Origin of the sequence: Fibrobacter sp. UWR2, assembly GCF_002210285.1 — a bacterium.
Taxonomy (GTDB): domain Bacteria; phylum Fibrobacterota; class Fibrobacteria; order Fibrobacterales; family Fibrobacteraceae; genus Fibrobacter.
Genome location: NZ_MWQE01000001.1, coordinates 792,554 through 816,728 on the forward strand (window position 1 = coordinate 792,554; position 24,175 = coordinate 816,728).

The window sequence follows — 24,175 nt, forward strand, 5'->3', positions numbered from 1 at the left end:
ATGCCAATCCGCATTACTGGTGGCTTGCTTCGGGGGCGTAATGTCCCTTCTCCTGATACATCTAGGACAAGGCCTACGGGCTCCCGTACGCGCGAGGCCCTCTTCAATATTCTGCAGGGCGTAGAAGGGTTCCGTATGCTCGACCTGTTTGCGGGTACGGGCATCATGGGAATCGAGGCCATAAGCCGTGGTGCGGCAAGCGTAGTCGCTGTCGAGATGGCTCATGGCCAGGCTCGCCTCGTTTTGCAGGCGTACAAGGCGCTTTCGTTAGAAAAACAACTTACTTTGTTAGAAAAGAACGCCTTGAATATTGAAAAGGGATTACTTTGTTCTGAATGCGGTTTTGATTTGATTTATGCGGACCCGCCATTCAAGGACATGGAATACCCGGACTTGCGCAAGTACTGGGAATGGCTGAATCCGGGCGGCGTTGCCGTGTTCGAAGCCCCTAGCCGGAATTTGCCTGCATGGGTGAAAGAAGCCTCCGAAGCAGGCCTGGTGCAGGTTCGCCGCTATGGCGAATCTTCGCTGGTGATTTACAGGGGTTAACTGTAAAATTTCTATATTTACGGCATGCAGAGAATTGCTGTATTTGCAGGGTCCTTTGATCCGTTAACCGTAGGCCACCTGGACATTGTGCGCCGCGCATCTGCGTTATTCGACGAGGTGTGGGTGCTGTTGGCGGTAAACGCCTCCAAGCGTTATATGTTCAGCGATGAGGCTCGCCTGGAAATGGTGCGCAAGTCGGTGGCTCAGTTTTCGAACGTGAAGGCGGATCGCTTTGACGGCCTTACGGTCGATTTTGCGAAGCGTGTCGGCGCGAAGTACCTAGTGCGCGGAATCCGTAACGCTGCCGATGTGGACTACGAGCAGACGGTCGCCTGGAACAACAAGATGCTTTGCCCGGAATGCGAGACGGTTTTCCTGTCTAGTGCACTGGAACACCTGATGGTATCTAGCACTGTAGTGCGCGAACTTTTGAAGGCGGGCGTGACCGCTACTGGGGAAGGTAGAGAGTTACTTGCGAAGTATGTCCCCGAACAAATCTTGCCGATATTATTGAAGGAAAATTCATGAGACCTTTTCAGTTCTTGCCTAGAGTGCTCCGCGTGCTGCTGATTATCAATGCGGTGATTTTTGGAGTCGCCTTTGTTGGTGGCACCTTGCTTGGCCTGCACTTGAACCTGCCGGGCCTTGGAGACGGAAACGTACGCGACTACATCGCCTACTTGGGCGCCTTCTGGCCGTTTGCGCCGGAACAGGCGTGGAGGTTTGTAACCTACATGTTCGTGCATGTGGACTTTTGGCACTTTGTATTCAATATGCTGATGCTCTGGATGTTCGGTAGCGAGGTTGCCGACATGATGGGAAGCCGCCATTTTACGGCAATGTACATGTTCTGCGGGATTTTTGCGGCGGTGTTCAGCCTGGTGATGTACCTGATGGGGCTTACTAGCGCCCCGATTATAGGAGCCTCAGGCGCATTGATGGGCATATTTGTTGCCTATTACAAGTTCTTCCCGAACCGCATGCTGCTGATGTTCTTCTTTTTCCCGATGCGGATAAAGTATGCGATGTGGTTCATGGTGGCGATTGACGTGCTGATGGCCCATTCCAGCGATGGAATTGCGCATTTTGCCCACTTGGGCGGAGTCGTGGGCGGCTTTATCTATATGTGGATTTATGAACGTGGCTTTGGCCGTACCCTCGGGGGCATTGCTGACAAGGTAGAAAGTAGCATGCGCCGTGCACGTCGCCCGAAGTTCCGCGTGCATGAAGGCGGGGCACGGAGCGAAGGCGATGCCGGGGTAGAAAAGCAGCGTGAAGATGAACCGCTGGAAGGCGAAGTGTTCTATGTGGACGAACAGAAACGCATGGATGAAATCTTGAAGAAGGTGAATCGCGAAGGGATAAATTCCCTTACCGATTCGGAACGTCAGTTTCTGCTGCGTGCAGGCGAAAGGCTTCGCCGCCGTAGGGGAGGAATGTAATGAAGAAAGTTTTAGGTATGGGCGCTGCCCTCGTAGATATTCTCGCGAATGTGGATGACGCATGGATTGAATCGCAGGGCGTGCAGAAGGGCGGCATGAACATGGTGGACTGGCCGCAGATGGAAAAGTTCCTTGCGGCGCTCAAGAACCCGCTGCGCGTGCCGGGTGGCTCTACCTGCAATACGATGGTCGGTCTTTCCCGTTTGGGAGGCAAGGCTGCCTTCATTTCTAAAATCGGTGATGATGAACTAGGCCGCATTTTCCGTGCGCACCTTGAAAAGAATGGCGTGGAATCCAAACTCGGAGTGAGCGATGCCGCGACGGGTTGCGTGTTCTCTGCAGTGACGCCTGATGCCCAGCGCTCCATGTGGACGTACCTCGGGGCATCCGACTTCCTTGCTAGCGATGACTTTGTGCCTGCGCTCTATGACGGCGTGGGCTTGCTCTATGCCGAAGGCTACCGTGCTTTCAATGCGGACTGTTTCAAGAAGTCGTTCACGCTTGCCCGCAGTTTGGGTGTGGAAACCGCGCTCGACTTCAGCAGTTTCGGTGTGGTGGAAGCCTGCCGCAAGTTGTTCGACGAACTCTTTGCCGAAGGTATGATAGACATCATTATCGCAAACGAAGATGAAGCATTCGCCTACGCGGGCGTGAAGGAAGAAGCCGCACTCGACGTACTCGCCAAGAAGGCTAAGGTCGCCGTGGTGAAGATTGGCAAGCGTGGCGCCCTCATCGCCAAGGACGGCAAGGTTGTGCATGTACAGGCGGGCCCTGCGAAGGCCATCGACACGACGGGTGCCGGCGACCTGTGGGCGTCGGGATTCCTGTACGGCTATATGAACGGCTGGGACATGGAACGCAGCGGCAACCTCGGAAGCGTCGTGAGTAACGAAGTGGTGCAGGTAATGGGCGCCCAGATCCCCGAAGACGGCTGGAAGCGCATTCTCGCGGCCCGCGGGTAGTTTGCCCGCTAACGCTTCGGGCGAAAACGATGTATATTTAGAGAAAAAGGGAGGTCCTATGAAATTATCCTCTATGTGGAAGAAGCTGATTGTGCTCTCGGCCTTCGCTATGGCTTCTAATGCCCTTGCCCAGGATACGTCCTCGGTCTTTATCCGCAACATTTGCGATTCGCTGAGTTCCGTGGTTGAATTCGTGCCGGCTTACATCGAGGAAACTAACTGGTACGGCAATCCACAGACATGGACGAAGGATTCCTCGAATTTCACGCGTCATGAGTCGTACAGGACAGTGAAAGCTTCTTCTAATAATTTTAAAGACTCCATTCCACTTTCTATTCAGGCGAATTGTCTTGAGTCGCAGCTTACGACGTATAGATTTGCTACGTGGAACAATAGTAAGGAATGGGTAGAATTGGAGAATGATGACTTTGCGACAGTCGTCTACGATATCCATAACTTGAAGATGGAAGGGCATGATTCCTCGAATACCAATAATATCTTGGCCTATATTCCGGGAGCGATTCCCGATAAACTCTCCTTCCCGGCAAGTCACTTGCTGTTTTCGAAACCCTATGAGTTTGCATTTGAGTGGTGGTTTGCCAGCATCTCCTTTACGCATTTGTATAGGAATGCCACTGATGATTCGCTTACACTCCGGATGCGTACAAAATATGGAACTTCCGTTGGCAATGATTCCTTGAAAACTGTAAACAATGCTATTGGTGCTCTGAATGTTCCCGATACGGTGAAGTCTGCCCGTATTCAGGTGCTCAAGGTCGTGCTTATCGATTCCCGCAAGCCGCTCCAGCCCGAATCTTCTTCGAGCGTTGTGGTCAGTTCTTCGTCCGAGAGTTCCTCGTCGAGCGGTGTGCCTGCATCTTCTTCGAGTGAAAAGTCCTCGTCTAGCGTGACTCCGGAATCCTCTTCGAGCGTGAAGAGCAGTTCTTCTAGTAAGATAGAAAGCAGCAGTTCCGAACCGGAGTCGTCTTCTGCGGAAAGTTCTTCCTCTGCAAAGAGTTCTTCGTCGCAACCGAAGAGCAGCTCTTCTGTGAAGTCGTCTTCGAGCAAGGTCCCGGAATCCTCTTCGAGTGATAAGGTGAGTTCCTCCTCCGAAAAGAAGAGCAGCTCCTCTTCTAAGCCGGCATCGAGTTCCAGCGAAGGTAAGAGTTCTTCTTCCAAGAACAACAAGAGCAGTTCTTCGGAAAAGAGCGACCGAATCGTTGCCCTTGAAAGCCAGGATGTCTCCAGGTACGTAGTGCAGGTCCGCCGTCTTGATGGTACGGTCGTCAAGAATGCCCAGAGGGTTGGCCCTGGTGTATACTACGTGAAGTATTCCGACGGCATCTGGCAGAAGAAAGCTGTACTCCAGAAGTAGCGTTTTTGCTATATTGAAAGCATGAAGAATTTGCTTGCCCTTGTGCTTTGTCTTGCCGCGATCCTGTTCGCGGCAGAACCTGTTACGGCGCCTCAAACGCCTGCAAAAACTGAGGTAGAGGCGTCTGTTGAACAGGTTCCTGTGGATGTGATGCAAGAAGAACTTGCAATGCGCGATAGCGTGATGCAGGTCCGCGATAGCCTTTGTACAGTCGAAAAGGATTCGCTCCGCAAGGCGATTGTTGTCGAAGAAGCCAAGTGCGCGAATTGGGAACAGAGCTACCAGACGATGAAGCAGAACAACGAGGTTTGTGCCCAGGCATTGGGTGTTGCTCTCGACGTGAACGAAAAGGGCAAGGAAAAGGTTGACGATGAAAAGAGGAAAGCCGCGACCATGACTGGAACGTCATTCCTTGGCGGTCTTGGGGTAGGACTGTTGGTGATGTGGTTAATCATGAGGTAATTTATAGGGATTAGTTATGACGAAGTTCCCCGTAGTTGTTTATAGCCTGCTTTTGTCTGCGGGCTTTTGTTTTGCGAAGCTGAATGCCCAGTCGGCTGGCCCGTTCCAGCTGGGCAAGGTCTTGACACCGCTTTCGACACTGTCGATGAAGACTGCAGAAATTTCGGAATTTATGCCTGGCAAGAACAAATTGTTTGTTGTTGGCGATGCGAAGGTTGTCGAGGTGGTGGACCTTTCCAATCCGGGAATGCCGAAAAAGATTGCTGAAAAGGAAATACCCGGTAATGCGTCCAGCGTCACGGTCCATGGTGACTTGGTGGCGGTTTCGATGCTTGAAGACGAGGAATGGAAAGATGGCCAGGTGCAGGTCATGCGCTATACGGACAGCCTGGAAGTCGTAGGGCTTTACAGGGTGTGCAGCCAGCCCGACATGATCAAGTTTACGCCTGATGGCAAGAACCTGCTGGTGGCCTGCGAAGGTTCGCCGAGTGCGGATTTTTCGGAAGATCCGGAAGGCGGAATTGCCGTACTGACGGTTGCCAAGGCGGATGACGCGGAACTCTGGAAAGGAGCGGAATTGACGGTGGTTCGTTTCGATAAGCTCGATACGAATTCACTCAAGAAGGCCGGTGTGCGCGCTCCCGGTGTGCAGGGCTTCGTGAAGTCGCTGGAACCCGAGTACATTACGGTGTCGGAGGATTCCCGATGGGCTTGGGTCTCGCTGCAAGAGAACAACGCCATCGCAAAGCTGGACGTGAAGGCGAAGAAGATAACGAAGGTGTTCCCGCTGGGTTACGTTGACTATTCTGGCGGTGCGACAATCGATGCGGTCAGCAATGGCCTGATTGAAATGAAGAAGTACCCGCTTCGCGGGCTCCGCCAGCCCGATGGCATTGCATCTTTTGCGATTGGCGACAAGTACTACGTGCTTACGGCCAACGAAGGCGCTCCGGTCAACGATTATAAGGCCTGGACCGACGTGACGAGCCCGATGATGCTTGCCGAACAAGGGAGGCTATATCGCCCGGTGTTTACGGATTCGCTCCTGAACGAACTGAAGGACTTGACGGTGAGCGGGCTGGAGCGCAACTGCGACGGTGAACGCACCAAGAGCCCTGCGTGCAAGCACATGTATATCTTCGGTACGCGTTCCATGAGTATTTTCGATGGTGAGACAGGAAGGCTGGTCTGGGATACCTATGATATGTTCGAGCGCATCCTGGCGAAAATTGCTCCGGAATATTTCAACTGGAATGCCAAGAAGGGCAAGGTCAAGATGGACAAGCGTAGCGGTGACAAGGGTTGCGAACCGGAAAACGTGACGGTGGGCGAGGTCGGTTACAAGCGCTATGCCTTTGTCGGCCTGGAACGCACTAGCGGGATTATGGTCGTCGATGTGACGGAAGCCGAAACGCCCAGATATCTCAAGGCTCCAAAGCCAGAAGAATACAAGGGCCCCAAGGTGGTCGACTACTACTTGGACCCGCTGGACCGCGGTCCGGAAGGCATTCTCTTTATTCCGGCGGACAAGAGCCCGCTTGCGAACCAGGCTCTGCTTATCGTCGGTTACGAATACAGCAAGACGCTTACGATTTATATGGTGAAATAACCAGACTGTCGCGCTGAACAAGAAGAAAAAACGCCGGGCTTTCGCTCGGCGTTAGAAATTTCTGAATCCCCGCCTTCGCGGGGATGACGATTCGGTGGTTATCCCAGCAGTTCTTCCTTGCTGATAGCCTTGAAGTGCGTGGCTTCGAGGGCCTCGATAGCCTTTTCCGTATCCTGGAAGCGCAAGATCATGATGTTGCTGCCGTTCAGGGTGGAGGGGTAGGCGTACATGTAGTCAATCTGCTGGCTGCCCACTGCGGTGGAGAGCAGTTCGGCGAGGCCACCGATGGCGGCGTTCACGGGGCAGGCGACCACGTCGGTGATGGTGGCGCTGAGGCCCGCCTTGGCGAGCACGTCCACGGCCTTTTCCGGGTCACTGACGATAAGGCGGATAAGCCCGAATTCGCCCGAGTCGGCGAGCGTGAGCGAAAGGAGGTTCACGCCGGCGTCGGCAAGGGACTTGCACACCGCCTGGAGACGGCCAGGGCGGTTGGAAACGAATACGGATACTTGCGGAATCTTCATGTTGTACCTCCTTACATTTTCTTGCGGTTGTCGACAACTCTCTTGGCCTTGCCTTCGCTACGCGGCAGCGAATCGGGTTCGCACAGCGTGACGATGACGGAAATGCCGAGAATCTGTTCGATGGAGTGCTTGAACTTCTTGTTCAGCTGTTCCATGGCGCTCATGGAGTCGCTCACCATGTCGCGGGAAACTTCCACCTTGACCTCGAGCGTGTCCATGTTGTTCTTGGTATCGAGCACGATCTGGTAGTGCGGCAGAGCCTTCTCCGCACGGAGGAGGGCCGTCTCGATCTGGCTCGGGAACACATTCACGCCGCGCATGATAATCATGTCGTCGCTACGGCGGCCAATGCGGCGGATGCGGCGGATGGTACGGCCGCACTTGCACTTGGTCTTCTCGATGGCGGTGATGTCGCGGGTACGGTAGCGGATGATGGGCATGGCCTTCTTGCTGAGCGTAGAAAGCACGAGTTCGCCCTCTTCGCCGTCCGGCAGCGGTTCAAGCGTTTCGGGGTCGACGATTTCGGGGTAGAAGTGGTCTTCGAAGATGTGGATGCCGTCGCGGCACTCGCATTCGCAGCCCACGCCCGGGCCCACGATTTCGGAAAGGCCGTAAATGTCATACGCCTTGATGCCGGTCTTTTCTTCGATGTAATCGCGCATGCCGTCGCTCCACGGTTCTGCACCGAAGATGCCGCGCTTTACCTTAAGGTCACGGATGTCGACGCCCATCTTTTCGGCAACGTCGATAATACGTACAAAGTAACTCGGGGTTCCGCCCACTGCGGTAACGCCGAAGTCCTTCATGAGCATCACCTGGCGTTCGGTATTGCCGCCGCTGATGGGGATGACGGTTGCGCCGAGGGCTTCAAAGCCGCCGTGGATGCCGAGACCGCCAGTGAACAGGCCGTAGCCGTAGAAGTTCTGCACAATGTCGGTGCTCCTGAACCCGCAGGCGAGGAGGCCGCGTTTGACGACCTGGGCCCAAACGTCCATGTCTTCCTTGGTGTAGCCGACCACGATGGGCTTGCCGGTGGTGCCCGAACTTGCGTGCAGGCGCACGACTTCGCTCAGGTCGACGGCGAACAGGCCGTACGGGTAGGTGTCGCGCAGGTCCTTCTTCATGGTGAAGGGGAGCTTGGCGACGTCCTTGAGACTCTTGATGTCTTCGGGCTTGAGGCCCTTCTCGTCCATGCGTTCACGGAAGAGCGGAACTTTCTCGTAGGCGAGCTTTACGGTGGCGCGCATACGCTGCAGCTGCAGGTCACGCAATTTTTCTTCGGGCATAAAGTCGAGCGCCATTTCGGGCAGGACTCTGTTTTCTTCGTCATTCCAGGCGGTTGAACGCATATAATCCTCAATAAAGAGTGGTTAAAATTTAACGAGAAGAATTTAGTCTTTTTACGCGCTAGAAAAAAGAAAAAAATTCTAAAAGTTTTCGTCGTTACCGCATTTTTCTCCTTCGAACCTGCTTTTTTTACAATCGTTGTAAAGTTACGTTGCTATGCGCGTTTTTTCGGCTATCTTGGTTGGGCGGAAGATTCCAATTTTTGTATTTTTGTGCGGTATTTTAAGTTTTTTTGCTTTTATAGGAAGGTTTACTCTGCGTTCTCGAATTGTAATTCTGATTCTCGCCTTTGCCGGTTTGATGCACGCCCAGTTGCTGGATATGTCCCAGATGCCTACGGACTATATGGCCGAAAACACGGTCCGTAAGGTCAAGGTCGAAGGAAACGTGAACATGGACCAACGTTCGGTCCTTAGCCGCATTGGTATTCGTGATGGCCAAACCTATTCTCCGTCCGCTCTTTCTGACAAGGTTCAGGATGCGGTCTCGGCACTCTACAAGTCGGGCCTGTTCGATGATGTGTCTGCCTGGGTCGACTACGTGGACAATAGCACCGAGTTGGACCTCATTTTCAAGGTTAAGGAACTCCCTGCTCTCGATACCGCCATCTTGGATGGATGTGACGAAGTCTCCGAGGACGACCTGCGCCTCAAGTTGCGCATGCTTCCGGGCCAGGTGTACAGCAAGAGCCAGTTGGAACGCGACCGCCAGGCCTTGATTGACCACTACCGCTCTGAGGGATTCCTGCTGGCCGAGGTCGGCTACCGTGAGACGCCCGTGGACGAAAACAAGAACCAGGTGACCTTCATTATTCGCGAGGGCGAGAAGGTCAAGGTGCGTGCGATTGATATCAAGGGTAACGACAACGTGCCCGCGATAGACATTACCGACCATATGCTCACGAAGGTGGACCAGTGGTACGGTGGTGGCGAGTTCAAGCAGAACGTTTTCGATGCCGACCGCGACACCGTGCTCAACGCTATCCGCCATTTCGGCTTCCTGGATGCGGAACTGACCGACTACCGTGCAGAATACCTACCCGATTCCAGTTGCCTGTTCTACCTGGGCCGCATGGTGCCGGTAGGGGAAAGGCTGCAGCCGCTTTACGACCAGTTGAACCGCGCGATGGGCGATCCGGCGACAGCCATGTACAAGATGGCGGGTAAGCCCACGATGCAGGTCTCGCACTTCTTCCGCCAGACGAGGGAGGCTTCCAGTCATGGGTATGTCTCCCGTCCTCTCCCGCAGGTCAAGGAAGAAGAAGACGCCCTCAAGCTCCTGAACGACATTATCCGCTACGAGGATTCCCGCAAGGAATGGCTCAAGATTGTGGATGGCCGCAAGTTCAACAACCCGAAAATCGATTCGCTCAAGAAGATCAAGAAGCCCTCGGAATACGAGGAAAAGTTGCTTGTGCGCTACATGATCGAAGACATGTTCCCGCTCCTGAACAAGTACGACAACATCAAGACGTCGAGCGCCATCTGCATCCATATCGGTATGAACGAGGGCCGCCGTTACTACATGGGTAACGTGCACTTCTCCGGCAACGAGGTGCTGAACGACAAGGTGCTGGGTTACGCGTTCCGCTTGGATAGCGGTTCCGTGTTCGACCAGTACCTGTACGAGGCTTCCCGCAAGGCACTGATTGATGTCTACCGCGAAGATGGCTACCTGTTTGCGCAGTTCGACGAGGAACGCACGTTCGAGAACGACTCCGTGGTGAACCTCACGTACCGTATGCGCGAAGGCTTGCCTGCAAGTATCCATAAGGTCTATATTCACGGCAACACGAAGACCAACGAGAAGGTTATCCGCCGCGAGGTGCGCCTGTATCCGGGCGATACCTACCGCCAGTCTGCCTTGGAACGTAGCTTCCGCGAAATTATGCAGCTCAACTACTTCGACATGGTCATACCCGATATCAAGGTCTATGGCGAGCAGGAAGTGGACCTCGACTTCACTGTGCAGGAGAAGGAAGCCGGTACCGGCCAGTTCAGCCTGGGTGTGTCGTATAGCGAAAGTGATGGTCTCGTGGGTACGGCCAGCGTGTCTATCCCGAACTGCTGTATGGGTGATGGCCAGGCGGCGAGCTTGAGCGTGGAATACGGTGCCGACAAGAAGAGCGCATCTCTCAGCTTCCAGGAACCCTGGCTCATGGACAAGCCGATTACTCTCGGTGCAAGCCTCAGCTACTCCTGGTGGAATATGGAAGACTACAACGACCCGGACATCACCCGTTACGGCGGAAGTGTGTACCTGGGTAAGCGACTCAAGTGGCCCGACGACTACTTCTATGGACAGATCGGTTACAGCTGGCTCATGAACAAGCAGGGCCCGAATATCGACGACAGCTACGTGGTCTACACCGGTATCGAATCTGCTATTAACCTCCGCCTCGTGCGCGACGACAAGAACCTGCCGCAGTTCCCGACCGAAGGCTCGCGCTACGTGCTTGACGTGCAGATTGCCGACGACCTCCTGTTCAGTGACTTTAGCTTTGTCAAGACGGAGCTTACCATCAAGTGGTGGTTCCCGCTGTTCCGCGACCGCCTGGCGATTGCCCTTACCAACGAGTATGGCGTTATCTTCGGTGACCAACTGCAATACCGCACGCTCTACACGATGGGCGGCGTGATGGGTTACGAAGGCAACATGCGCGGCTATAGTTCGGGATCTATCGGCTACCGCCGCCTGGGCCGCAGCTACCAGTACATCGGTGCGGAACTCCAGTTGGGTATCGTTCCGCAGACATTCTACCTGTTGCCGTTCTTCTTCGATGCGGGTAACGTGTTCGGTGAACGCTATGACCCCAAGACGAAGGTTGCAAAGCCGAGCAGGAACCCGCTCAGCGAATGGGATCCCTCGAGCCTCAAGAAGGATGTCGGTTTCGGTTTCCGCGTAGTGGTGCCGATGCTCGGTATTATCGGATTCGACTTTGCATGGCCTCTGGATGTGGGCGAAACCTACACTGGTCTGCAGCGCAGCAAGGTGGGCGACATGGAATTCAACTTTGTCATTGGTCAGGGATTCTAAGGAATCGGGAGGCTCTATGATTCGTAAGTTTCTAATCGCTTTGATGATGGTGTTCGCATGTGCGAGCTTTGCCGAAGATGGCTTGCGTATCGCGCATGTGGATTCCAAGCTCATCTTTGACGGCTACAAGGGCACCAAGAAGGCGCAGGAAGAATACGACCGCCAGGTGGCCAAGTGGGAGCAGCAGGCGAACCTGTTGCAGAAGGAACTTTCTGCAATCAAGGAAAAACTCGATAAGCAGATGCTGATGCTCAGCGACGAGAAAAAGCGCGAACTCGAGGCCGAATACAACAAGAAGGATATGGAACTCAAGTCCTTTATCGATCGCGTGTATGGCCGCAAGGGCGAGCTCATCACGCAGAACGAGAAGGTGAGCGCTCCGATTATCCAGCTTATCCGCAAGGCAGTTAATGAAATTGCCCTGCAGGAAGGCTACGACATGGTCGTGGACCGCGCGACAGGCTCCGTGCTCTTCTGGAAGAAAGAGAACGACCTGACCAACAAGGTTCTTGATTATCTGAACAATCGTTAATGATATGAATGTGTCATCCTGAGCCCTTCGACTGGCTCAGGGTAAACTCCGTCGAAGGAACTAAACATTTATAACCCCCTGGAGCCCTTATGGCCGAACAGAATAAAGCAGAAAAATTTGTTTTCTACATGTACAAGATGACCAAGTCGTACCCGCCTAACAAGGAGGTGCTGAAGGACATTTCCTTGAGCTTCTACTACGGCGCAAAGATTGGCATCATCGGCCAGAACGGTGCCGGTAAGTCGACGCTGCTGCGCATTATGGCGGGCATCGACAAGGAATTCCAGGGCGAAGCCTGGATTGAACCGGGCCGCACCGCAGGCTACCTGCCGCAGGAACCGCAACTTGACCCGAACCTCACCGTCAAGGAAAACGTGATGCAGGCTGTGGCCAAGAAGCAGGCCGTGCTCGACCGCTTCAACGAGATTTCCATGAAGTTCGCCGAACCCATGGAAGACGACGAGATGAACAAGCTCCTCGACGAACAGGCAAAGCTCCAGGACATCATCGACGCGCAGGACTTGTGGAGCCTTGACCGCAATATCGAAATTGCAATGGATGCTCTCCGTTGCCCGCCGGGCGACTGGCCGGTGACGAACCTCTCCGGCGGTGAAAAGCGCCGTGTGGCCCTCTGCCGCCTGCTCCTTGAAGAACCGGATTTGCTCTTGCTCGACGAGCCGACGAACCACCTGGATGCCGAAACGGTAGCCTGGCTCGAACGCCACCTCCGCGAATACAAAGGCTCCGTGATTTTGGTGACGCACGACCGTTACTTCCTCGACAACGTGACGAACTGGATTTTGGAAATTGACCGCGGCCGCGGCATTCCTTGGGAAGGCAATTACGCCCAGTGGCTTGACCAGAAACTCGAACGCCTCCGCGGCGAAGAGAAGGGCGAATCCGACAGGCAGAAGCGTTTGGCCCGCGAACAGGAATGGGTCAAGCAGAGCCCGAAGGCGCGTCAGGCCAAGAGCAAGGCCCGTCTCAAGGCTTACGAGGAATTGCTCGCCGAAGATTCCCGCGAGCAGATCAAGGTGGCGCAGATCCACATTGCGAACGGCAAGCGCTTGGGCGATATCGTTATCCAGGCGGAACACTTGCAGAAGGCCTTTGGCGAAAAGGTGCTGTTCGACGATTTGAACTTCAGCTTGCCGCGCTCCGGCATCGTAGGCATTATTGGCCCGAACGGTGCAGGTAAGACAACGTTGTTCAAGATGATTATGGGCCAGGAAAAGCCCGATGGCGGTACGCTCAAGATTGGCGAAACTGTCGAAATCATCAGCATGGAACAGGGCCGCGATAGCCTCGACGACTCCAAGACCGTGTGGGAAGAAATCACCGGCGGCAACGACGAGATTATGGTGGGTGACCGCAAGATGAACGGCCGCGCCTACTGCGGACTCTTCAACTTCACGGGTGCCGCCCAGCAGAAAAAGCTCACGACGCTTTCGGGCGGTGAACGCAACCGCGTGCTCATGGCGAAGAACCTGCAGAAGCCGGGCAACCTCTTGTTCCTTGACGAACCGACGAACGACTTGGACATCGAAACGTTGCAGGCCCTGGAACAGGCAATCCTCAAGTTCGCAGGCTGTGCCGTGATTATCTCGCATGACCGCTGGTTCCTGGACCGCATCGCCACGCACATCCTCGCTTACGAAGGCGATTCGAAGGTGGTGTGGTTCGAAGGCAACTGGAGCGAGTACGAAGCCGACCGCCGCAAGCGCTTGGGCGAAGATGCCGACAATCCGAAGCCCATCAAGTACAAGACTCTCACGAGACAATAATTTTCAGAGTGTCACCCCGGCCACAGTGCCGGGGTCGCCTTTTTTGTGTATGTGCCGAAACTAGTCCTTGATGCAACGGATGGAAAAGAGAAAGTTCTTGTCGCTTTCTCCTTCTCCCATTCCATTGAAGTCATGGCCTATGGCCACGCTTTGGGCAACATCGCTGTTGATTTCGGAAGAAGTCCAGAACACCGCCCATTGGCCGCGTCCGTCTGATGGGAGAGCGGAGAAACCGTAGGTATCCTCGCCATCCCCCCTAAAACGCCAGCCACTTGTTGACTTGAGTGCCTTGCCTGCCTCCAGCTCGCCCCCAGCCGTCTCAACCAGCTTGTCCCATTCCCATTTTGCCGGCAGATGCCAGCCGGTTGGGCATGCCTTCATGGCTTCGTTCCAGGCATATGTGCGTCCGTACTTGTCACAGTTTCTTTTCTTGTCATCCAGGCAACAGTTACAGATCGCTGTTCCCCCATGGCAGAGTTTCTCTGTTATTTCGTAATTCAGGTTCTCGGCCATCCATACCTGGTTCCCAATCCTTGCTATTCCGTAAACTTTGCCATCGCGAGTGTCCGTCATGGTTTCGCTGAATTTTTTCTTGCCCAGTTCGTTTTTTGCAACAAAAGCGACAGCCGCAATAATAAGGATAATGAGAATTTTTTTCATGGCTTTACTTCCTGGATTTGCTTTTCTCTTAATATATGCTTTTTTAGGGAAAAAATATCGTAACACGAATGTTAGGGCCTATATTAAGTTATCTTTTCCCTGCTACACCCATGATCCACGTTTTTAGACATGAAATTCGCCTGATTTTCCGGGAACCGCGTTTCTGGATTCCGTTCATCATCCCGCCGGTGATTCTCGCGGCGAGCCAGGCGATTGCGGTGTCGCGTTACGGCGGGCAGATTATGCAGGGCATGGAAGGCTACATGATGCTCCTGCTCGGTTGCCTGATGGCGCCGATGGGTGCGCCCCTTGCGGCTGACAGTTTTGCGGGCGAGCGCGAGCGCAACTCGCTTGAACTTTTGCAACTTTCCCCGATTGCGCCGACGAGCCTCTTCTGGGGCAAGCTTCTGGCGATTCTCCCGTTCCCGGTGCTGTTCGCTATTCTGGCGCAGGTTGCCTACTGGTTTGCGCATCCCGAGATTCCATCGACGGCGGCAATCGCCTCGATTCTCGGGGCGGTCTCCGCGGTGCTTCTCACGACGTCGTTCTCGCTGGTACTTTCCCTGCGCATGAAGACGGTGCGTGCGGCGACGCAGTTCTCGCTGTTCTTTATCGTGCCGCTCCTTTTGTTGGTGCAGCTCAGTTACGAGGCTTTCTTGCAGGGCGTTGCCGTTCCGGCGGCGGTCCTGGTGGTATCTGTTGCGGTGTGCGCCTTTACGTCGTTTGTCTGCATGCGCAAGTTTGCGAGCATGTAAGATAGGTCTCTCATGCACTACCTTATCGTTCCCGGTTACGGTAATTCTGGCCCCGATCATTGGCAGACTTATTGGGAAAAGAGCCTGCCCGATGCAAGCCGTGTCCAGCAGCGTAGCTGGGAGGGCCCCAAGAAGGCGGAGTGGGTCGATACGCTCGACAAGGCGGTGTCTTCGCTCAAGTCCGATACGATTATTGTCTCGCATAGCCTGGGGGTTGCGACGACGGTCATTTGGCTGCAGAAGGTGGCGGCCGAAAAACGCCTGCCCGGCTGTGTCAAGGGCGTGTTTCTTGTTGCGCCTGCGGATGTCGAAACGATTGACATTGTCGAGGACTTTGCGCCGATGCCTCTGGAGAAGCTGCCGGTGCCTTCGTGTGTTGTCGCAAGCGAGAACGACGAGTACGTGACTATCGAACGTGCGCGTATGTTTGCGGAGGCGTGGGGCTCGATGTTCTTTGACGTGGGTCGCAAGGGGCATATCAATGCGCTTACGAACCTCGGCGAATGGGAAGAAGGCCGAGCCCTCCTGAAGGAATTTGAAAAAATTCTGTAGGGACTGGTTTTCCTGAAAATTTTTTTGTAGATTGTTTCCAACCCGTTTCGGGTTGTGTCGGCTGTCGAGTGACGCCCTTTATTTATATATCTTAAAAATCTGGGAGGCCTTGTGCCTCGTAAAAACATGGAGGAAAGCCGTGGCTGCTTTATGCCCGCGGTAGCTTGCCTCGTTATTGTTTTACTTCTTTGCCTGGGGCGCGCGTGGTGCGCTGAGCGCGACGTGCCCGACAAGGTTTCGCTTGATTTCGTGGATGCGAATATCCAGGAGGTGGCGCGTTCGGTTTCGCTGGCGTACGGTGTGCCTGTCCTTGTTGATGGCGGAATCGAGAATAAGGTTACGTTCCATCTCGATGGCGTGGGACTCCTGGAGGGGCTCACGTCGCTGTGCTCTACCCTCGGGCTGGAGGTTTTTCGCGATGGCTCGGTGTTGCGCATTCGCAAGCGGGTGGATCATGGCGAAAATTACTTCCGGATTGCGGATTCGCTAGTCACGCTGGCGGTGGAACGGCGTGACGTGCGGGACTTTATCCGGGATTTTTCTGCGAATACGGGCTTGAATGTGCTTGCCGCGCCCGATGTTTCAGGAGAAATTTCCGGGAGGCTTTCGGCGGTACCCGCAGTAACGGCGCTCCGGACAATCCTTGAAATACATGGCTTCCGCGTGCGGCGTGATGCGGATTGTTACCGTGTGGAGCGCTCTCGCAATACGCCTGTGGGTGGCGCGGGTGCGAGCGGCTCTGTGCCCGATATCGCCGTAGACGATTCCCTCTATTCTGTGGAACTGGATGGCACGTCGCTGGACGTTTTCCTCAAGGAATTTGCGCGGGTGGCCAACCTCAATCTGGTCTTGTACGGCGATGTGCATGAAACTTCGCAGATGCGTTTTGAACGCGCCCCGCTGGCGAATCTCCTGCAGTCGCTCTTTCGCGGGAGCCGCTACACCTATGCGTTGAACTCGAATACTTTGTTTGTAACAGAGCGCGGGGCGAAAAACGTGCTCTCGCGAACGGAACTTTACCCGCTGAAGGCAACGACGCCGGAGTCACTCGTGCCGCAACTTTCCAAACTGTTGCCGGGTTCGGGGCTTGTCGTGTCGGAAGTGAAGGAACAGAATGCGCTGATGCTGCGCGGCTCGCCCACAGAAATTGCGGAGGCAATCGCCATCCTTGAAAACCTGGACAAGCCCGCCATGCAGGTGACCATCTCGTGCGTAATCGTGGAACTCAAGCGCGGGCGCAACTTTGAAATCGGGCTCCACAGCGGCTCTACGCGCAAGACGGGCGAGAACGACCTGGGCGTGCGCGGGTTCTGGGATTTTATGGGGAAGGACGTTTCCGCCTCGGGCGCGTTCGGGAAAATCGGGATTCTCCCGGCGCGTTTCGAGATGGAACTATCTGCGATGGAAGAGAACAACAGGGCCGAAATCCTTGCGCGCCCGCGGCTCACGACGCTCAACGGGAACAAGGCGGAACTCAACGTGACGAATACGGTGTATTACCTGGTGAGTCAGGTTTCTGCCGATGGCTACCCGATTACGGATTACCGCAGTTTCAATGACGGCATCTCGCTCGAAATCACGCCGACCGTGACGCAGGGCGGGAGCATCACGCTGAACATTTCGCCCGAAATCAAGACGGCGGGGCGCTCGAGCGGGGATGGCCCGCGGGACATCAGCACGCGAAACCTGAAGACGACTGTCACGCTGAAAAACGGCGAGACGCTTTGCCTGGGCGGCCTCGTACGGAAGGGCAAGTCGGAGGTGCGCACGGCGGTGCCGTTCCTCGGGAGCATCCCGTTTATCGGCAAGCTGTTCAGTTACGTGAGCGAGGTTGACGACGAGAGCGAACTGGCCATCTTCATCACGCCCGAGGTGAATTTCTGATGTGGACGCGTGTGGCTGCTGTCGATGCGCACCTCTGGACGTGGGAGGTCGTGACGGGCTTTGACGGGGTTCTCGATTCAAAGACCTCGCACGCGCGTTTCGCCGAGGATTTTCCGACTGTCGCGGAAGCTTGCCGGAACGGAGAATGCGCGGCATGGCCGATATTCCGCGAAATGGTGAGTTTCAACAGCACGGATGGGCGAAAACACCGGTATCTCGTGATGCGCCCCGACGTGGCCCTGGGTGCCTACCGGAAAAATTTTGACCGCGTTCTCCCGCGAGTTGCCGAATTTTACGGATGTGCAGATAAACTAATGCGTGAAGGGGAGTGTGCCGGTGGCGAAAGTGCTTGTTGCGGGAGTAGCCTGCGCGAAAGTTGCGGGAACTGCCGCTTCGCATTCCTAGATAAAGGCGCTCTTTACATTCTCGTCTTTTTCGAAGGACGGCTTTGCCACTGGACTTGCGAACCTGGGTGCGATGCGGCCGCGGCAGGGGAGAGGCTCGAACGCTTCGACGAATTCCTGAGGCGCGACGACCTGTTCTCGAGAGCGGAAACCTGGTGCAAGCGGCTGGTCTGCGTCGACGGCGCCGGAGAGCGGGATCATCGTGAATGGCGACGACGCGCACGCAAAGATCCGTTCTGGAAGGCGGTGGACCTTGACGAATGCGCTGGCCTGAAACCCCGTGCGAAAAGGAAAATCGTCTTGGCAACTCTGATCGGGATGGCTTTCGCGTTTGCGGGCGGCGTAACCTTCTTTGACAATGGGATTGCATATACGAGGCCGGTTCCGGATTTGTCGCCGGTACCGGAGTATGTCTTGGGTGTTGGCGGCGAAGACCCGTACGAAACGGAAGTAGTCGAAAAGTTTGATGAAGAAAAACCGCGTGCAAAAAATGTACGCGCAAATGTCACGGTTCCAGAATGTTCTATGCCTGTTATAAAGTTGTATGGGGTGGTCGAAGGGCGTCTGGTGCAGGCGAGCATTGACGGGGGAGAACGCGCTTGGCTTCGTATGGGCGATTCTGCCGGCAATTACAAGGTGGCAGACATCGGTAAGGACAATGCGGTATTGGTGTGCGGAGAGAATCGCGTGGAGGTATACAATGGGCGATAAGCGGGGTTTTGCCCTTACCTTCATTCTTGTGATTATCCTTGCGCTGACAATCCTCTATGCGGGACTGTTGCGCATTTCCGGAGGGCTTTCACGCCAGACGGCGCGCTATGTTGCAGACGTGCAGGCGGTTTACGATGCTGAATCGGCTATCATTGCGAATCTATCAGGATTCCCTGACGGATTCTTTGTGGGGCTCCCGCATGTGAGTGCCGAACTCGATGGCCCGTGGGGCCTTATGTGTGCCCCGATGGCGCACAAAACGCCTACGGCCTCCGTACGGGATGGCTTACTTTGTGCAGAATACGGCACGCGGTATACGCGCAGACGCTTTGAGGAATGGTTTACGGCGCTTTCTGCATACCGCAGCGACTTGCGGGAACGCATCGGCGGCTCGCCCGGATTCCGCGAGGTTTCGGGCAACAGGCGCTTCTTTCGGCTTGATTCTTCCGTCGCGTTGCATGTAAGCGATGGCGACCTTACGCTTGATTTTGATACGCATGTCCCTTCTGCGGCCTTCATTGTCGATGGCTCTGTGAACGTGAAGGGGCGCGCCCGATTTGATACCTTGCGCATCTTTGCGGATGGCGACATCCGCCTCGGCGGGGAAGTTTCCGCTACCCGCCTGGAGGTGTATTCCGGCGGGTCCATCGAGGCCAATTCCCGCGTGCAGTTTTCGGGAATGCTCTATGCCCGCAAAGACGTGACAATCGGCGACCGTGTGCGCGCCGTGTTCCCGAGTGTGGCGGTTGCCGTCGGTTCCGGGGACTGCAGCGTGACGCTTGCAGGGCACGCCGCGTTCGCGGGCGTGCTCGCGGCACCGGGCGGTAACGTGGTGGTGGATACTCCCGACAGCCTCGCCGGAGCCGCGTTCCCCGGAACCGTGCGCGACTCGTCCCAAGCGCTCCTGCCTGCGTTCTTCGACGGGGAGAACGTCGTCTTCCGGAGGGCCGCAAAGTGATATCCTGTGATAGACATCCCGTGGCAAACGACACATTTATGTCCCAAAATAAAGACATTGCCCTCGATAAACGGAATGGTTTTACCCTCCTAGAAGTCCTCGTCGCGCTCGCCGTCCTTGCTGCCGGCGCGGTGGCGCTCGGGCACTACGCCGGCGCCTTCAACCGCGTCTCTTCCGCCGAAATAGCCCGTGCCGACTCCGCCGTTGCCGCTGTAGCTTACCTCGATTCCATCGCCGTATCGCTCTCGCCCTGCACCGACACAGTCCTAATGCGTGCAGAAACCTTCCTGCTCCCAGGGCCTCGCGCCCTCCAGTGGGTCGAGGTCCATTCAGGTAACTTCACGTTGAGGAGGCTTGTGCGATGCGCAAGGGCTTCACGCTGATGGAACTCATGGTGGCGCTCGCCACCGCCGGCATACTCGTGTCCGTCGCCCTCGGCATGTACGGCTCGTTTTACCGCGGGTACGTCGCCAGCCGCGATGCCTACGCTGCGGCCACTTCCGAACGCCTGCTCCAGATGCAAAAAAGCATCCGCGAAATTCGCGGATGCCCAAATGCTAATCGTCTGTAGGTTTATGCTGCCTGCAGGGCTTCCTTTTCGGCCTTGCGGGCTTCCTTGCGGACCCTGTGCATCTCGATGAGGTTGCTTATGTAGTGCATAAAGCTGAGTACGCCCACAGAGAGGAATCCGACTGCGTAGAGGGCGAGGAACGGTCCGATAATGAACTTCTGGGCGCCGATGTATTCGAGAAGACCGAAGATGCAGTAGACTCCGACACCCAGTTCGATGACGGCCTGCCACGGGAACTTCTGTGCGTAGTGGCTCTTGGCCTTCTTCTTGGATCCGCCGCTCTTCGGGGTGCGGACGAAGCTGCCCTTGGAGCCGATTACTGCGGAGAACACTGCGCGGGAGTTGCTGACTGCGATGCCTACGCCAAGCGCCATGAGGATGGGGAGGCTAAGCAGGCGGATCTTCCAGCCGGTGTAGCCGGAGCAGCGCTGTGCCACGAAGTAAAGAACGGAAGGAGCGATAGCGGCAAGGAAGATAAAGCTGAAACCGACGGTGTAGCCCCAGTTCGGGATGTGCGCGACCGGGTCGAAGAATGCGAGCAGAGGCCAGGCGCAGAGTGCGGTAAAGAGCATGCAGGGGTGGATGGAGTAGTGCGTCGTGTGGAGGATGGCGCCAATCTTTACGCGGAGAGGAACCTTGGCCTTGAGCACGCGCGGCAGAATCTTGATGGCCGTCTGGATGGAACCCTTTGCCCAGCGGAACTGCTGTGCCTTGAACGCGTTGATGTCGTTGGGGAGTTCGGCCGGAACGATCACGTCGAACACGAACTTCATCTTCCAACCAGCGAGCTGAGAACGGTAAGAAAGGTCCATGTCTTCGGTCAGCGTGTCGCCTTCCCAGCCGCCACCGCCGTAGATGGCCTGCTTGCGCCACACGCCTGCGGTACCGTTGAAGTTCATGAACAGCTTACCCCAGCTACGGGCGGACTGTTCCACCACGAAGTGACCGTCGATACCGATGGACTGGGCGAGCGTAAGACCGGATTCCGTGCGGTTCAAGTGGCCCCAGCGGCCCTGGACCAGACCAATCTGGTCGTCCATCACCAGGTAGGGGATGGTCTTGAGGAGGAAGTCCTTCTCGGGCACGAAGTCCGCGTCGAAGATGGCGAGGAAATCGCCCTTCGCGACGGCCATGGCTTCCTTGAGGGCGCCGGCCTTGTATTCGGAACGGTTCGTGCGGTGGATAAGCTTGATGTCGTAGCCCTTGGCGGCAAGTTCTTCGACCTTCTTCTTGGCGACTTCGTAGCACTCGTCGGTGGAGTCGTCCAGCACCTGGATCTCGTGCTTGTCCTTCGGGTAGTCGATGGCGCACACGGCCTCGAGAAGGCGTTCGACGCAGTTCGCTTCGTTGAAGATGGGGAGCTGGGTCGTGACCTGAGGGAGCTCGTTGATGGAATGCTCGCGGTAGAACTTGAGGATATTCTTGCGGTCGGTGAGTCTTGTATGGCGACTGTTCTTGAGGAACAGGTATATGCTGTAGTAGCAACTAAAACCGTAAATCACCAATCCCACGCCGGCGATGACATAGACTACGAACATTGCGTAGAGAAGGAAAGTATTCATCGTTTTAAAAACCTTTGCATAATTGAATGCTTGGCGCCAAATATAGAAACCATTAGGCTATTTTGCCATATTTCGTTGCTATTTTTTATGCGAAAAATGTTGATAAAAACGACATTTTTTACAAAAATTGCCAATTTTGTGCTTTTTCCGACAAAGCGTTACTAAATTGTAAATTTGGGCAAAAAAAATGGATAAACGGGAAACTGACAATACGATAACGCTTAGCCGGTGGATGGACGCCCATCGCGGTGAACCTGGGTTCGAAGACGCCCTTCGGAGACTTGTCTCGTATGCTTGCGTGGAGTGCTTCCGCAGGGCTGTCGGGGTGGTTCTTGCACCCGAGGAGGCTCTTGCAAGGATGGTCGCCGCCCGCTTGCCAGGGTGCCCGCTGGGGGAGTGGCTCGAGGATCCGCAGGCAAACTGCGCTGCGATTGCCGCCTTCTGTGACCAGGCGAAGTCCGGACCGCTGCCCGAGGGCCTGTCTGCAGATTTTCCCGATGTGCTGGACCTGCGGGGTGTCGTATGCCCCGGAAATGCCGTGCGCTCCAGGCTCGTGATGGCGGGCTATCCGCTTGGCAAGACTCTGGAAATCCTGCTTGACGAGGGCTCCCCGGTCGAAAACGTCCCCGGAGCGCTGGTCGCGGACGGCTGCCACATCGTCTCCCGTGAAAAAAAACAGAACTATTGGGCTATTTCTGTGGTCAAACCGGATAATAAGAAAGTAAATTAAGGGCATGGAAAATAGGATTCTCATAATCGGCGACGAACTCTTCGGAGAACAGGGCGAGGTGGCCTCGCGCTGTGCCGAGATGCTCCTTTGCAGGGCGCCTAGCCGCCCCATGCAGTTTTCCATCAATGCCCCCATGCTGCTTCCCATACCGCAGCTTATCCAGCGAGCGGCGTCTGACATCATCGGCAAGAAGGCGGGGCGCATCGTTCTCGGGCTCGGGCTCCGTGACCTGCGGAAGGAGGCGGGGGATGGCGCGAAGACTGCCGAGAACTACTCGAACCTTGTGAGCGAGCTTGTGAACAAGACCCAGTCTGGCATCATGGTGGTGACGATTCCTGCTGACTTTTTCCCGGATGCCCGCGACCAGATAGATATTGTGAACGAACGCATCCGCGGGCTACAGTCGCTGTATCCCGACCGGGTGAAAGTGTTCGACTTTGCCGCCCATGCGGAGGTTTTCAAGGAAAAACAGCTAGAAAGGGGCAAATTCGCCCGTAGCCTGTATTCAGACGATGCCAAACCCACCTCTTTGTGCATTACGCTGCAGTCACTGTTTCTTGAAGATTGTATATTGAAAGAGATTAAAGAATAAAGGAGATATCATGAGCTTACTAGATGACAATTTTGCAAGGAAGATTGCCGCCCAGAGTAGGGCATGGACCATGACCCACGACCAGGCTAAGAAAGACCGCGGGCCCAGGCAGCCGGCAGAACCCAAGATGGGAATCTGCGACAAGTGCCACAAGGAGGCGCTTGTGCGAGCCTTCCGTAGCCGCCAGACCGACAGGACAGACGGCGCTGCAAGTTTCGGGACGGTCATCAAGCACTACTGCGAAGATTGTGCTCCCAAGTCTCGCGCCCAGAAGGATGCCGAAGTCCCGCAGCTCACGAGCAAGCAGGTGAAGAACCTGATGAAGAGCGCAAAGAAGGGCCTGCTTTAATAGTTCTTTCTTGATTTTAGTTTATACAGAAAAACACCCGCAAGCCTGCGGGTGTTTTTCTTTCCAAACTTGCGTTTGTAAGGTCTACTACCTGGAGTAGTATTCCACGACGAGCTGTTCTTCGAGCTTGACCGGGATCTGTTCGCGGAGCGGGAGCTTCACGAGCGTACCTTCGATCTTGTTCGTGTCGACAGTCAGGTATTCAGGGGCGGCCGGAGCGTTGGCAGCGGCTTCCTTGATCTGAACGTGTTCCTTGGACTGCTCGCGGATAGCGATCACGTCGCCGGCCTTGATCTGGCGGGCCGGAGAGAAGCTACGGACGCCGTTCACGGTGAAGTGGCCGTGCGTAACGTACTGACGGGCAGCAAAGATTGTACGGGCGAAACCCATGCGGTAGACGAGAGCGTCAAGACGGGTTTCAAGAAGAATCATCAGGTTATCACCGGCAGAACCTTCACGACGGTTAGCTTCCTTGTATGCCTTGGCAAGCTGAGCTTCGGAAATGTTGTAGGTGAAACGGAGACGCTGCTTTTCGACCAACTGCTGCTTGTAAACGGAAGCAGACTTCTTGCGGTTCTGACCATGCTGGCCAGGAGCGAAGTTACGGCGATCGAGCGCCTTCTGAGTCTTCTGAGAAACGGCAATGCCCAGGGAGCGGGCGACCTTGCCTTTCGGTCCACGGAAGGAGGACATATTATACCTCTTTGAGGAAGCTCTTTGGTTCAGCTTGCAAATTGGCAGAGCTTGGCGCGACTTGCAAGATTAGGCCCCAAAAATAGCAATCCTGGGGCGAATTTCAAGGCTTTTGCCGTTTTTAGGGGCAAT

25 protein-coding genes are annotated in these 24,175 nt (G+C 55.3%); 20 read left to right on the top strand and 5 right to left on the bottom strand.

All coding sequences use genetic code 11. From position 1 onward, the window contains the following. The 7 genes from rsmD to B7994_RS03190 are packed head-to-tail and all read left to right on the top strand — an operon-like array spanning window position 1 to window position 6,399. Window positions 1–549 carry a 16S rRNA (guanine(966)-N(2))-methyltransferase RsmD gene (rsmD, locus tag B7994_RS03160; protein WP_088637007.1) on the top strand — a complete coding sequence of 183 codons (549 nt, stop codon included), beginning with the start codon at window positions 1–3 and terminating at the stop codon, window positions 547–549. Between the two features lie 24 nt (window positions 550–573). After that, window positions 574–1,077, top strand: coding sequence for a pantetheine-phosphate adenylyltransferase (gene coaD / locus B7994_RS03165; RefSeq protein ID WP_088637008.1), 504 nt, complete (start codon window positions 574–576; stop codon window positions 1,075–1,077). Beyond that, on the top strand, window positions 1,074–1,991 hold the full coding sequence (locus tag B7994_RS03170; RefSeq protein WP_088637009.1) for a rhomboid family intramembrane serine protease: 918 nt from the start codon (window positions 1,074–1,076) through the stop codon (window positions 1,989–1,991). The genes coaD and B7994_RS03170 overlap by 4 nt, the downstream gene beginning before the upstream one ends. After that, window positions 1,991–2,953: an adenosine kinase gene (locus B7994_RS03175; protein WP_088637010.1), complete on the top strand. Its 963-nt coding sequence runs from the start codon at window positions 1,991–1,993 to the stop codon at window positions 2,951–2,953. The genes B7994_RS03170 and B7994_RS03175 overlap by 1 nt, the downstream gene beginning before the upstream one ends. 58 nt (window positions 2,954–3,011) lie before the next feature. Next, window positions 3,012–4,328, top strand: a complete 1,317-nt coding sequence (locus B7994_RS03180; RefSeq protein ID WP_144063723.1) for a hypothetical protein — start codon at window positions 3,012–3,014, stop codon at window positions 4,326–4,328. Between the two features lie 21 nt (window positions 4,329–4,349). Next, entirely contained in the window at window positions 4,350–4,790 is a 441-nt protein-coding gene (locus B7994_RS03185) for a hypothetical protein (RefSeq protein ID WP_088637012.1), read from the top strand. Between the two features lie 16 nt (window positions 4,791–4,806). Then, entirely contained in the window at window positions 4,807–6,399 is a 1,593-nt protein-coding gene (locus B7994_RS03190) for a choice-of-anchor I family protein (protein ID WP_088637013.1), read from the top strand. A 98-nt stretch (window positions 6,400–6,497) separates the two neighbouring features. Here the strand turns inward: B7994_RS03190 and B7994_RS03195 are convergent, their stop codons facing one another. Both B7994_RS03195 and B7994_RS03200 read right to left on the bottom strand, forming a co-directional pair. Next, window positions 6,498–6,923, bottom strand: a complete 426-nt coding sequence (locus tag B7994_RS03195) for an ACT domain-containing protein (RefSeq protein ID WP_088637014.1) — start codon at window positions 6,921–6,923, stop codon at window positions 6,498–6,500. An 11-nt stretch (window positions 6,924–6,934) separates the two neighbouring features. Beyond that, entirely contained in the window at window positions 6,935–8,272 is a 1,338-nt protein-coding gene (locus B7994_RS03200; protein WP_088637015.1) for a phenylacetate--CoA ligase family protein, read from the bottom strand. A gap of 328 nt (window positions 8,273–8,600) precedes the next feature. Between B7994_RS03200 and B7994_RS03205 the strand changes: the two genes are divergently transcribed. The 3 genes from B7994_RS03205 to ettA all read left to right on the top strand — a co-directional run bounded on the left by B7994_RS03205 (window position 8,601) and on the right by ettA (window position 13,622). Further along, complete coding sequence (locus B7994_RS03205) at window positions 8,601–11,306, top strand: outer membrane protein assembly factor (protein WP_233142975.1); 2,706 nt, start codon at window positions 8,601–8,603, stop codon at window positions 11,304–11,306. 16 nt (window positions 11,307–11,322) lie between these two features. Then, window positions 11,323–11,838, top strand: a complete 516-nt coding sequence (locus B7994_RS03210; RefSeq protein WP_088637017.1) for an OmpH family outer membrane protein — start codon at window positions 11,323–11,325, stop codon at window positions 11,836–11,838. Window positions 11,839–11,927: 89 nt separating this feature from the next. Continuing rightward, entirely contained in the window at window positions 11,928–13,622 is a 1,695-nt protein-coding gene (ettA, locus tag B7994_RS03215; protein WP_088637018.1) for an energy-dependent translational throttle protein EttA, read from the top strand. Between the two features lie 60 nt (window positions 13,623–13,682). Here ettA and B7994_RS03220 read toward each other — a convergent pair whose 3' ends face one another. Further along, window positions 13,683–14,282, bottom strand: a complete 600-nt coding sequence (locus B7994_RS03220) for a fibrobacter succinogenes major paralogous domain-containing protein (protein ID WP_088637019.1) — start codon at window positions 14,280–14,282, stop codon at window positions 13,683–13,685. 110 nt (window positions 14,283–14,392) lie between these two features. Between B7994_RS03220 and B7994_RS03225 the strand changes: the two genes are divergently transcribed. The 7 genes from B7994_RS03225 (at window position 14,393) to B7994_RS03255 (ending at window position 20,117) form a co-directional block, all read left to right on the top strand. Beyond that, window positions 14,393–15,037: an ABC transporter permease gene (locus B7994_RS03225; RefSeq protein ID WP_088637020.1), complete on the top strand. Its 645-nt coding sequence runs from the start codon at window positions 14,393–14,395 to the stop codon at window positions 15,035–15,037. Between the two features lie 12 nt (window positions 15,038–15,049). Next, complete coding sequence (locus tag B7994_RS03230) at window positions 15,050–15,589, top strand: alpha/beta hydrolase (protein WP_088637021.1); 540 nt, start codon at window positions 15,050–15,052, stop codon at window positions 15,587–15,589. A gap of 111 nt (window positions 15,590–15,700) precedes the next feature. After that, window positions 15,701–17,473, top strand: coding sequence for a type II secretion system protein GspD (locus B7994_RS03235; protein WP_144063724.1), 1,773 nt, complete (start codon window positions 15,701–15,703; stop codon window positions 17,471–17,473). Further along, window positions 17,473–18,588: a hypothetical protein gene (locus tag B7994_RS03240; RefSeq protein ID WP_088637023.1), complete on the top strand. Its 1,116-nt coding sequence runs from the start codon at window positions 17,473–17,475 to the stop codon at window positions 18,586–18,588. Before B7994_RS03235 ends, B7994_RS03240 begins: the two co-directional genes overlap by 1 nt. Then, window positions 18,578–19,546 carry a hypothetical protein gene (locus tag B7994_RS03245; RefSeq protein ID WP_088637024.1) on the top strand — a complete coding sequence of 323 codons (969 nt, stop codon included), beginning with the start codon at window positions 18,578–18,580 and terminating at the stop codon, window positions 19,544–19,546. Before B7994_RS03240 ends, B7994_RS03245 begins: the two co-directional genes overlap by 11 nt. Before the next feature lie 38 nt (window positions 19,547–19,584). Next, complete coding sequence (locus B7994_RS03250; protein ID WP_088637025.1) at window positions 19,585–19,929, top strand: prepilin-type N-terminal cleavage/methylation domain-containing protein; 345 nt, start codon at window positions 19,585–19,587, stop codon at window positions 19,927–19,929. Beyond that, window positions 19,929–20,117 (top strand): hypothetical protein, encoded by a 189-nt coding sequence (locus B7994_RS03255; protein ID WP_158213057.1) that lies wholly within the window; start codon window positions 19,929–19,931, stop codon window positions 20,115–20,117. Before B7994_RS03250 ends, B7994_RS03255 begins: the two co-directional genes overlap by 1 nt. Window positions 20,118–20,119: 2 nt before the next feature. On the opposite strand, the gene B7994_RS03260 is transcribed toward B7994_RS03255, so the two are convergent. Continuing rightward, window positions 20,120–21,679: a glycosyltransferase gene (locus B7994_RS03260; protein ID WP_088637027.1), complete on the bottom strand. Its 1,560-nt coding sequence runs from the start codon at window positions 21,677–21,679 to the stop codon at window positions 20,120–20,122. A gap of 187 nt (window positions 21,680–21,866) precedes the next feature. Between B7994_RS03260 and B7994_RS03265 the strand changes: the two genes are divergently transcribed. From B7994_RS03265 to B7994_RS03275, 3 genes are read left to right on the top strand one after another with little or no spacing between them, the layout of a single operon-like run. Then, window positions 21,867–22,409 (top strand): sulfurtransferase TusA family protein, encoded by a 543-nt coding sequence (locus B7994_RS03265; RefSeq protein ID WP_088637028.1) that lies wholly within the window; start codon window positions 21,867–21,869, stop codon window positions 22,407–22,409. 4 nt (window positions 22,410–22,413) lie between these two features. Next, on the top strand, window positions 22,414–23,001 hold the full coding sequence (locus B7994_RS03270) for a hypothetical protein (RefSeq protein ID WP_088637029.1): 588 nt from the start codon (window positions 22,414–22,416) through the stop codon (window positions 22,999–23,001). 10 nt (window positions 23,002–23,011) lie between these two features. Further along, window positions 23,012–23,350 (top strand): hypothetical protein, encoded by a 339-nt coding sequence (locus B7994_RS03275; RefSeq protein ID WP_088637030.1) that lies wholly within the window; start codon window positions 23,012–23,014, stop codon window positions 23,348–23,350. Between the two features lie 87 nt (window positions 23,351–23,437). Here B7994_RS03275 and rpsD read toward each other — a convergent pair whose 3' ends face one another. Beyond that, window positions 23,438–24,043, bottom strand: coding sequence for a 30S ribosomal protein S4 (gene rpsD / locus B7994_RS03280; protein WP_088637031.1), 606 nt, complete (start codon window positions 24,041–24,043; stop codon window positions 23,438–23,440). Window positions 24,044–24,175: the final 132 nt, after the last annotated feature.

What these genes read in the sequence shown, in the direction of transcription:
- B7994_RS03245 (WP_088637024.1), top strand. Translation starts at nt 18,578, where the DNA reads ATGGGCGATAAGCGGGGTTTTGCCCTTACCTTCATTCTTGTGATTATC.
- B7994_RS03265 (WP_088637028.1), top strand. Translation starts at nt 21,867, where the DNA reads ATGGATAAACGGGAAACTGACAATACGATAACGCTTAGCCGGTGGATG.
- B7994_RS03220 (WP_088637019.1), bottom strand. Translation starts at nt 14,282, where the DNA reads ATGAAAAAAATTCTCATTATCCTTATTATTGCGGCTGTCGCTTTTGTT.
- B7994_RS03210 (WP_088637017.1), top strand. Translation starts at nt 11,323, where the DNA reads ATGATTCGTAAGTTTCTAATCGCTTTGATGATGGTGTTCGCATGTGCG.
- B7994_RS03270 (WP_088637029.1), top strand. Translation starts at nt 22,414, where the DNA reads ATGGAAAATAGGATTCTCATAATCGGCGACGAACTCTTCGGAGAACAG.
- B7994_RS03260 (WP_088637027.1), bottom strand. Translation starts at nt 21,679, where the DNA reads ATGAATACTTTCCTTCTCTACGCAATGTTCGTAGTCTATGTCATCGCC.
- B7994_RS03175 (WP_088637010.1), top strand. Translation starts at nt 1,991, where the DNA reads ATGAAGAAAGTTTTAGGTATGGGCGCTGCCCTCGTAGATATTCTCGCG.
- B7994_RS03170 (WP_088637009.1), top strand. Translation starts at nt 1,074, where the DNA reads ATGAGACCTTTTCAGTTCTTGCCTAGAGTGCTCCGCGTGCTGCTGATT.
- B7994_RS03230 (WP_088637021.1), top strand. Translation starts at nt 15,050, where the DNA reads ATGCACTACCTTATCGTTCCCGGTTACGGTAATTCTGGCCCCGATCAT.
- rsmD (WP_088637007.1), top strand. Translation starts at nt 1, where the DNA reads ATGCCAATCCGCATTACTGGTGGCTTGCTTCGGGGGCGTAATGTCCCT.
- B7994_RS03240 (WP_088637023.1), top strand. Translation starts at nt 17,473, where the DNA reads ATGTGGACGCGTGTGGCTGCTGTCGATGCGCACCTCTGGACGTGGGAG.
- B7994_RS03185 (WP_088637012.1), top strand. Translation starts at nt 4,350, where the DNA reads ATGAAGAATTTGCTTGCCCTTGTGCTTTGTCTTGCCGCGATCCTGTTC.
- B7994_RS03225 (WP_088637020.1), top strand. Translation starts at nt 14,393, where the DNA reads ATGATCCACGTTTTTAGACATGAAATTCGCCTGATTTTCCGGGAACCG.
- B7994_RS03200 (WP_088637015.1), bottom strand. Translation starts at nt 8,272, where the DNA reads ATGCGTTCAACCGCCTGGAATGACGAAGAAAACAGAGTCCTGCCCGAA.
- B7994_RS03195 (WP_088637014.1), bottom strand. Translation starts at nt 6,923, where the DNA reads ATGAAGATTCCGCAAGTATCCGTATTCGTTTCCAACCGCCCTGGCCGT.
- ettA (WP_088637018.1), top strand. Translation starts at nt 11,928, where the DNA reads ATGGCCGAACAGAATAAAGCAGAAAAATTTGTTTTCTACATGTACAAG.
- coaD (WP_088637008.1), top strand. Translation starts at nt 574, where the DNA reads ATGCAGAGAATTGCTGTATTTGCAGGGTCCTTTGATCCGTTAACCGTA.
- B7994_RS03205 (WP_233142975.1), top strand. Translation starts at nt 8,601, where the DNA reads ATGCCTACGGACTATATGGCCGAAAACACGGTCCGTAAGGTCAAGGTC.
- rpsD (WP_088637031.1), bottom strand. Translation starts at nt 24,043, where the DNA reads ATGTCCTCCTTCCGTGGACCGAAAGGCAAGGTCGCCCGCTCCCTGGGC.
- B7994_RS03180 (WP_144063723.1), top strand. Translation starts at nt 3,012, where the DNA reads ATGAAATTATCCTCTATGTGGAAGAAGCTGATTGTGCTCTCGGCCTTC.
- B7994_RS03275 (WP_088637030.1), top strand. Translation starts at nt 23,012, where the DNA reads ATGAGCTTACTAGATGACAATTTTGCAAGGAAGATTGCCGCCCAGAGT.
- B7994_RS03190 (WP_088637013.1), top strand. Translation starts at nt 4,807, where the DNA reads ATGACGAAGTTCCCCGTAGTTGTTTATAGCCTGCTTTTGTCTGCGGGC.
- B7994_RS03255 (WP_158213057.1), top strand. Translation starts at nt 19,929, where the DNA reads ATGGAACTCATGGTGGCGCTCGCCACCGCCGGCATACTCGTGTCCGTC.
- B7994_RS03250 (WP_088637025.1), top strand. Translation starts at nt 19,585, where the DNA reads ATGTCCCAAAATAAAGACATTGCCCTCGATAAACGGAATGGTTTTACC.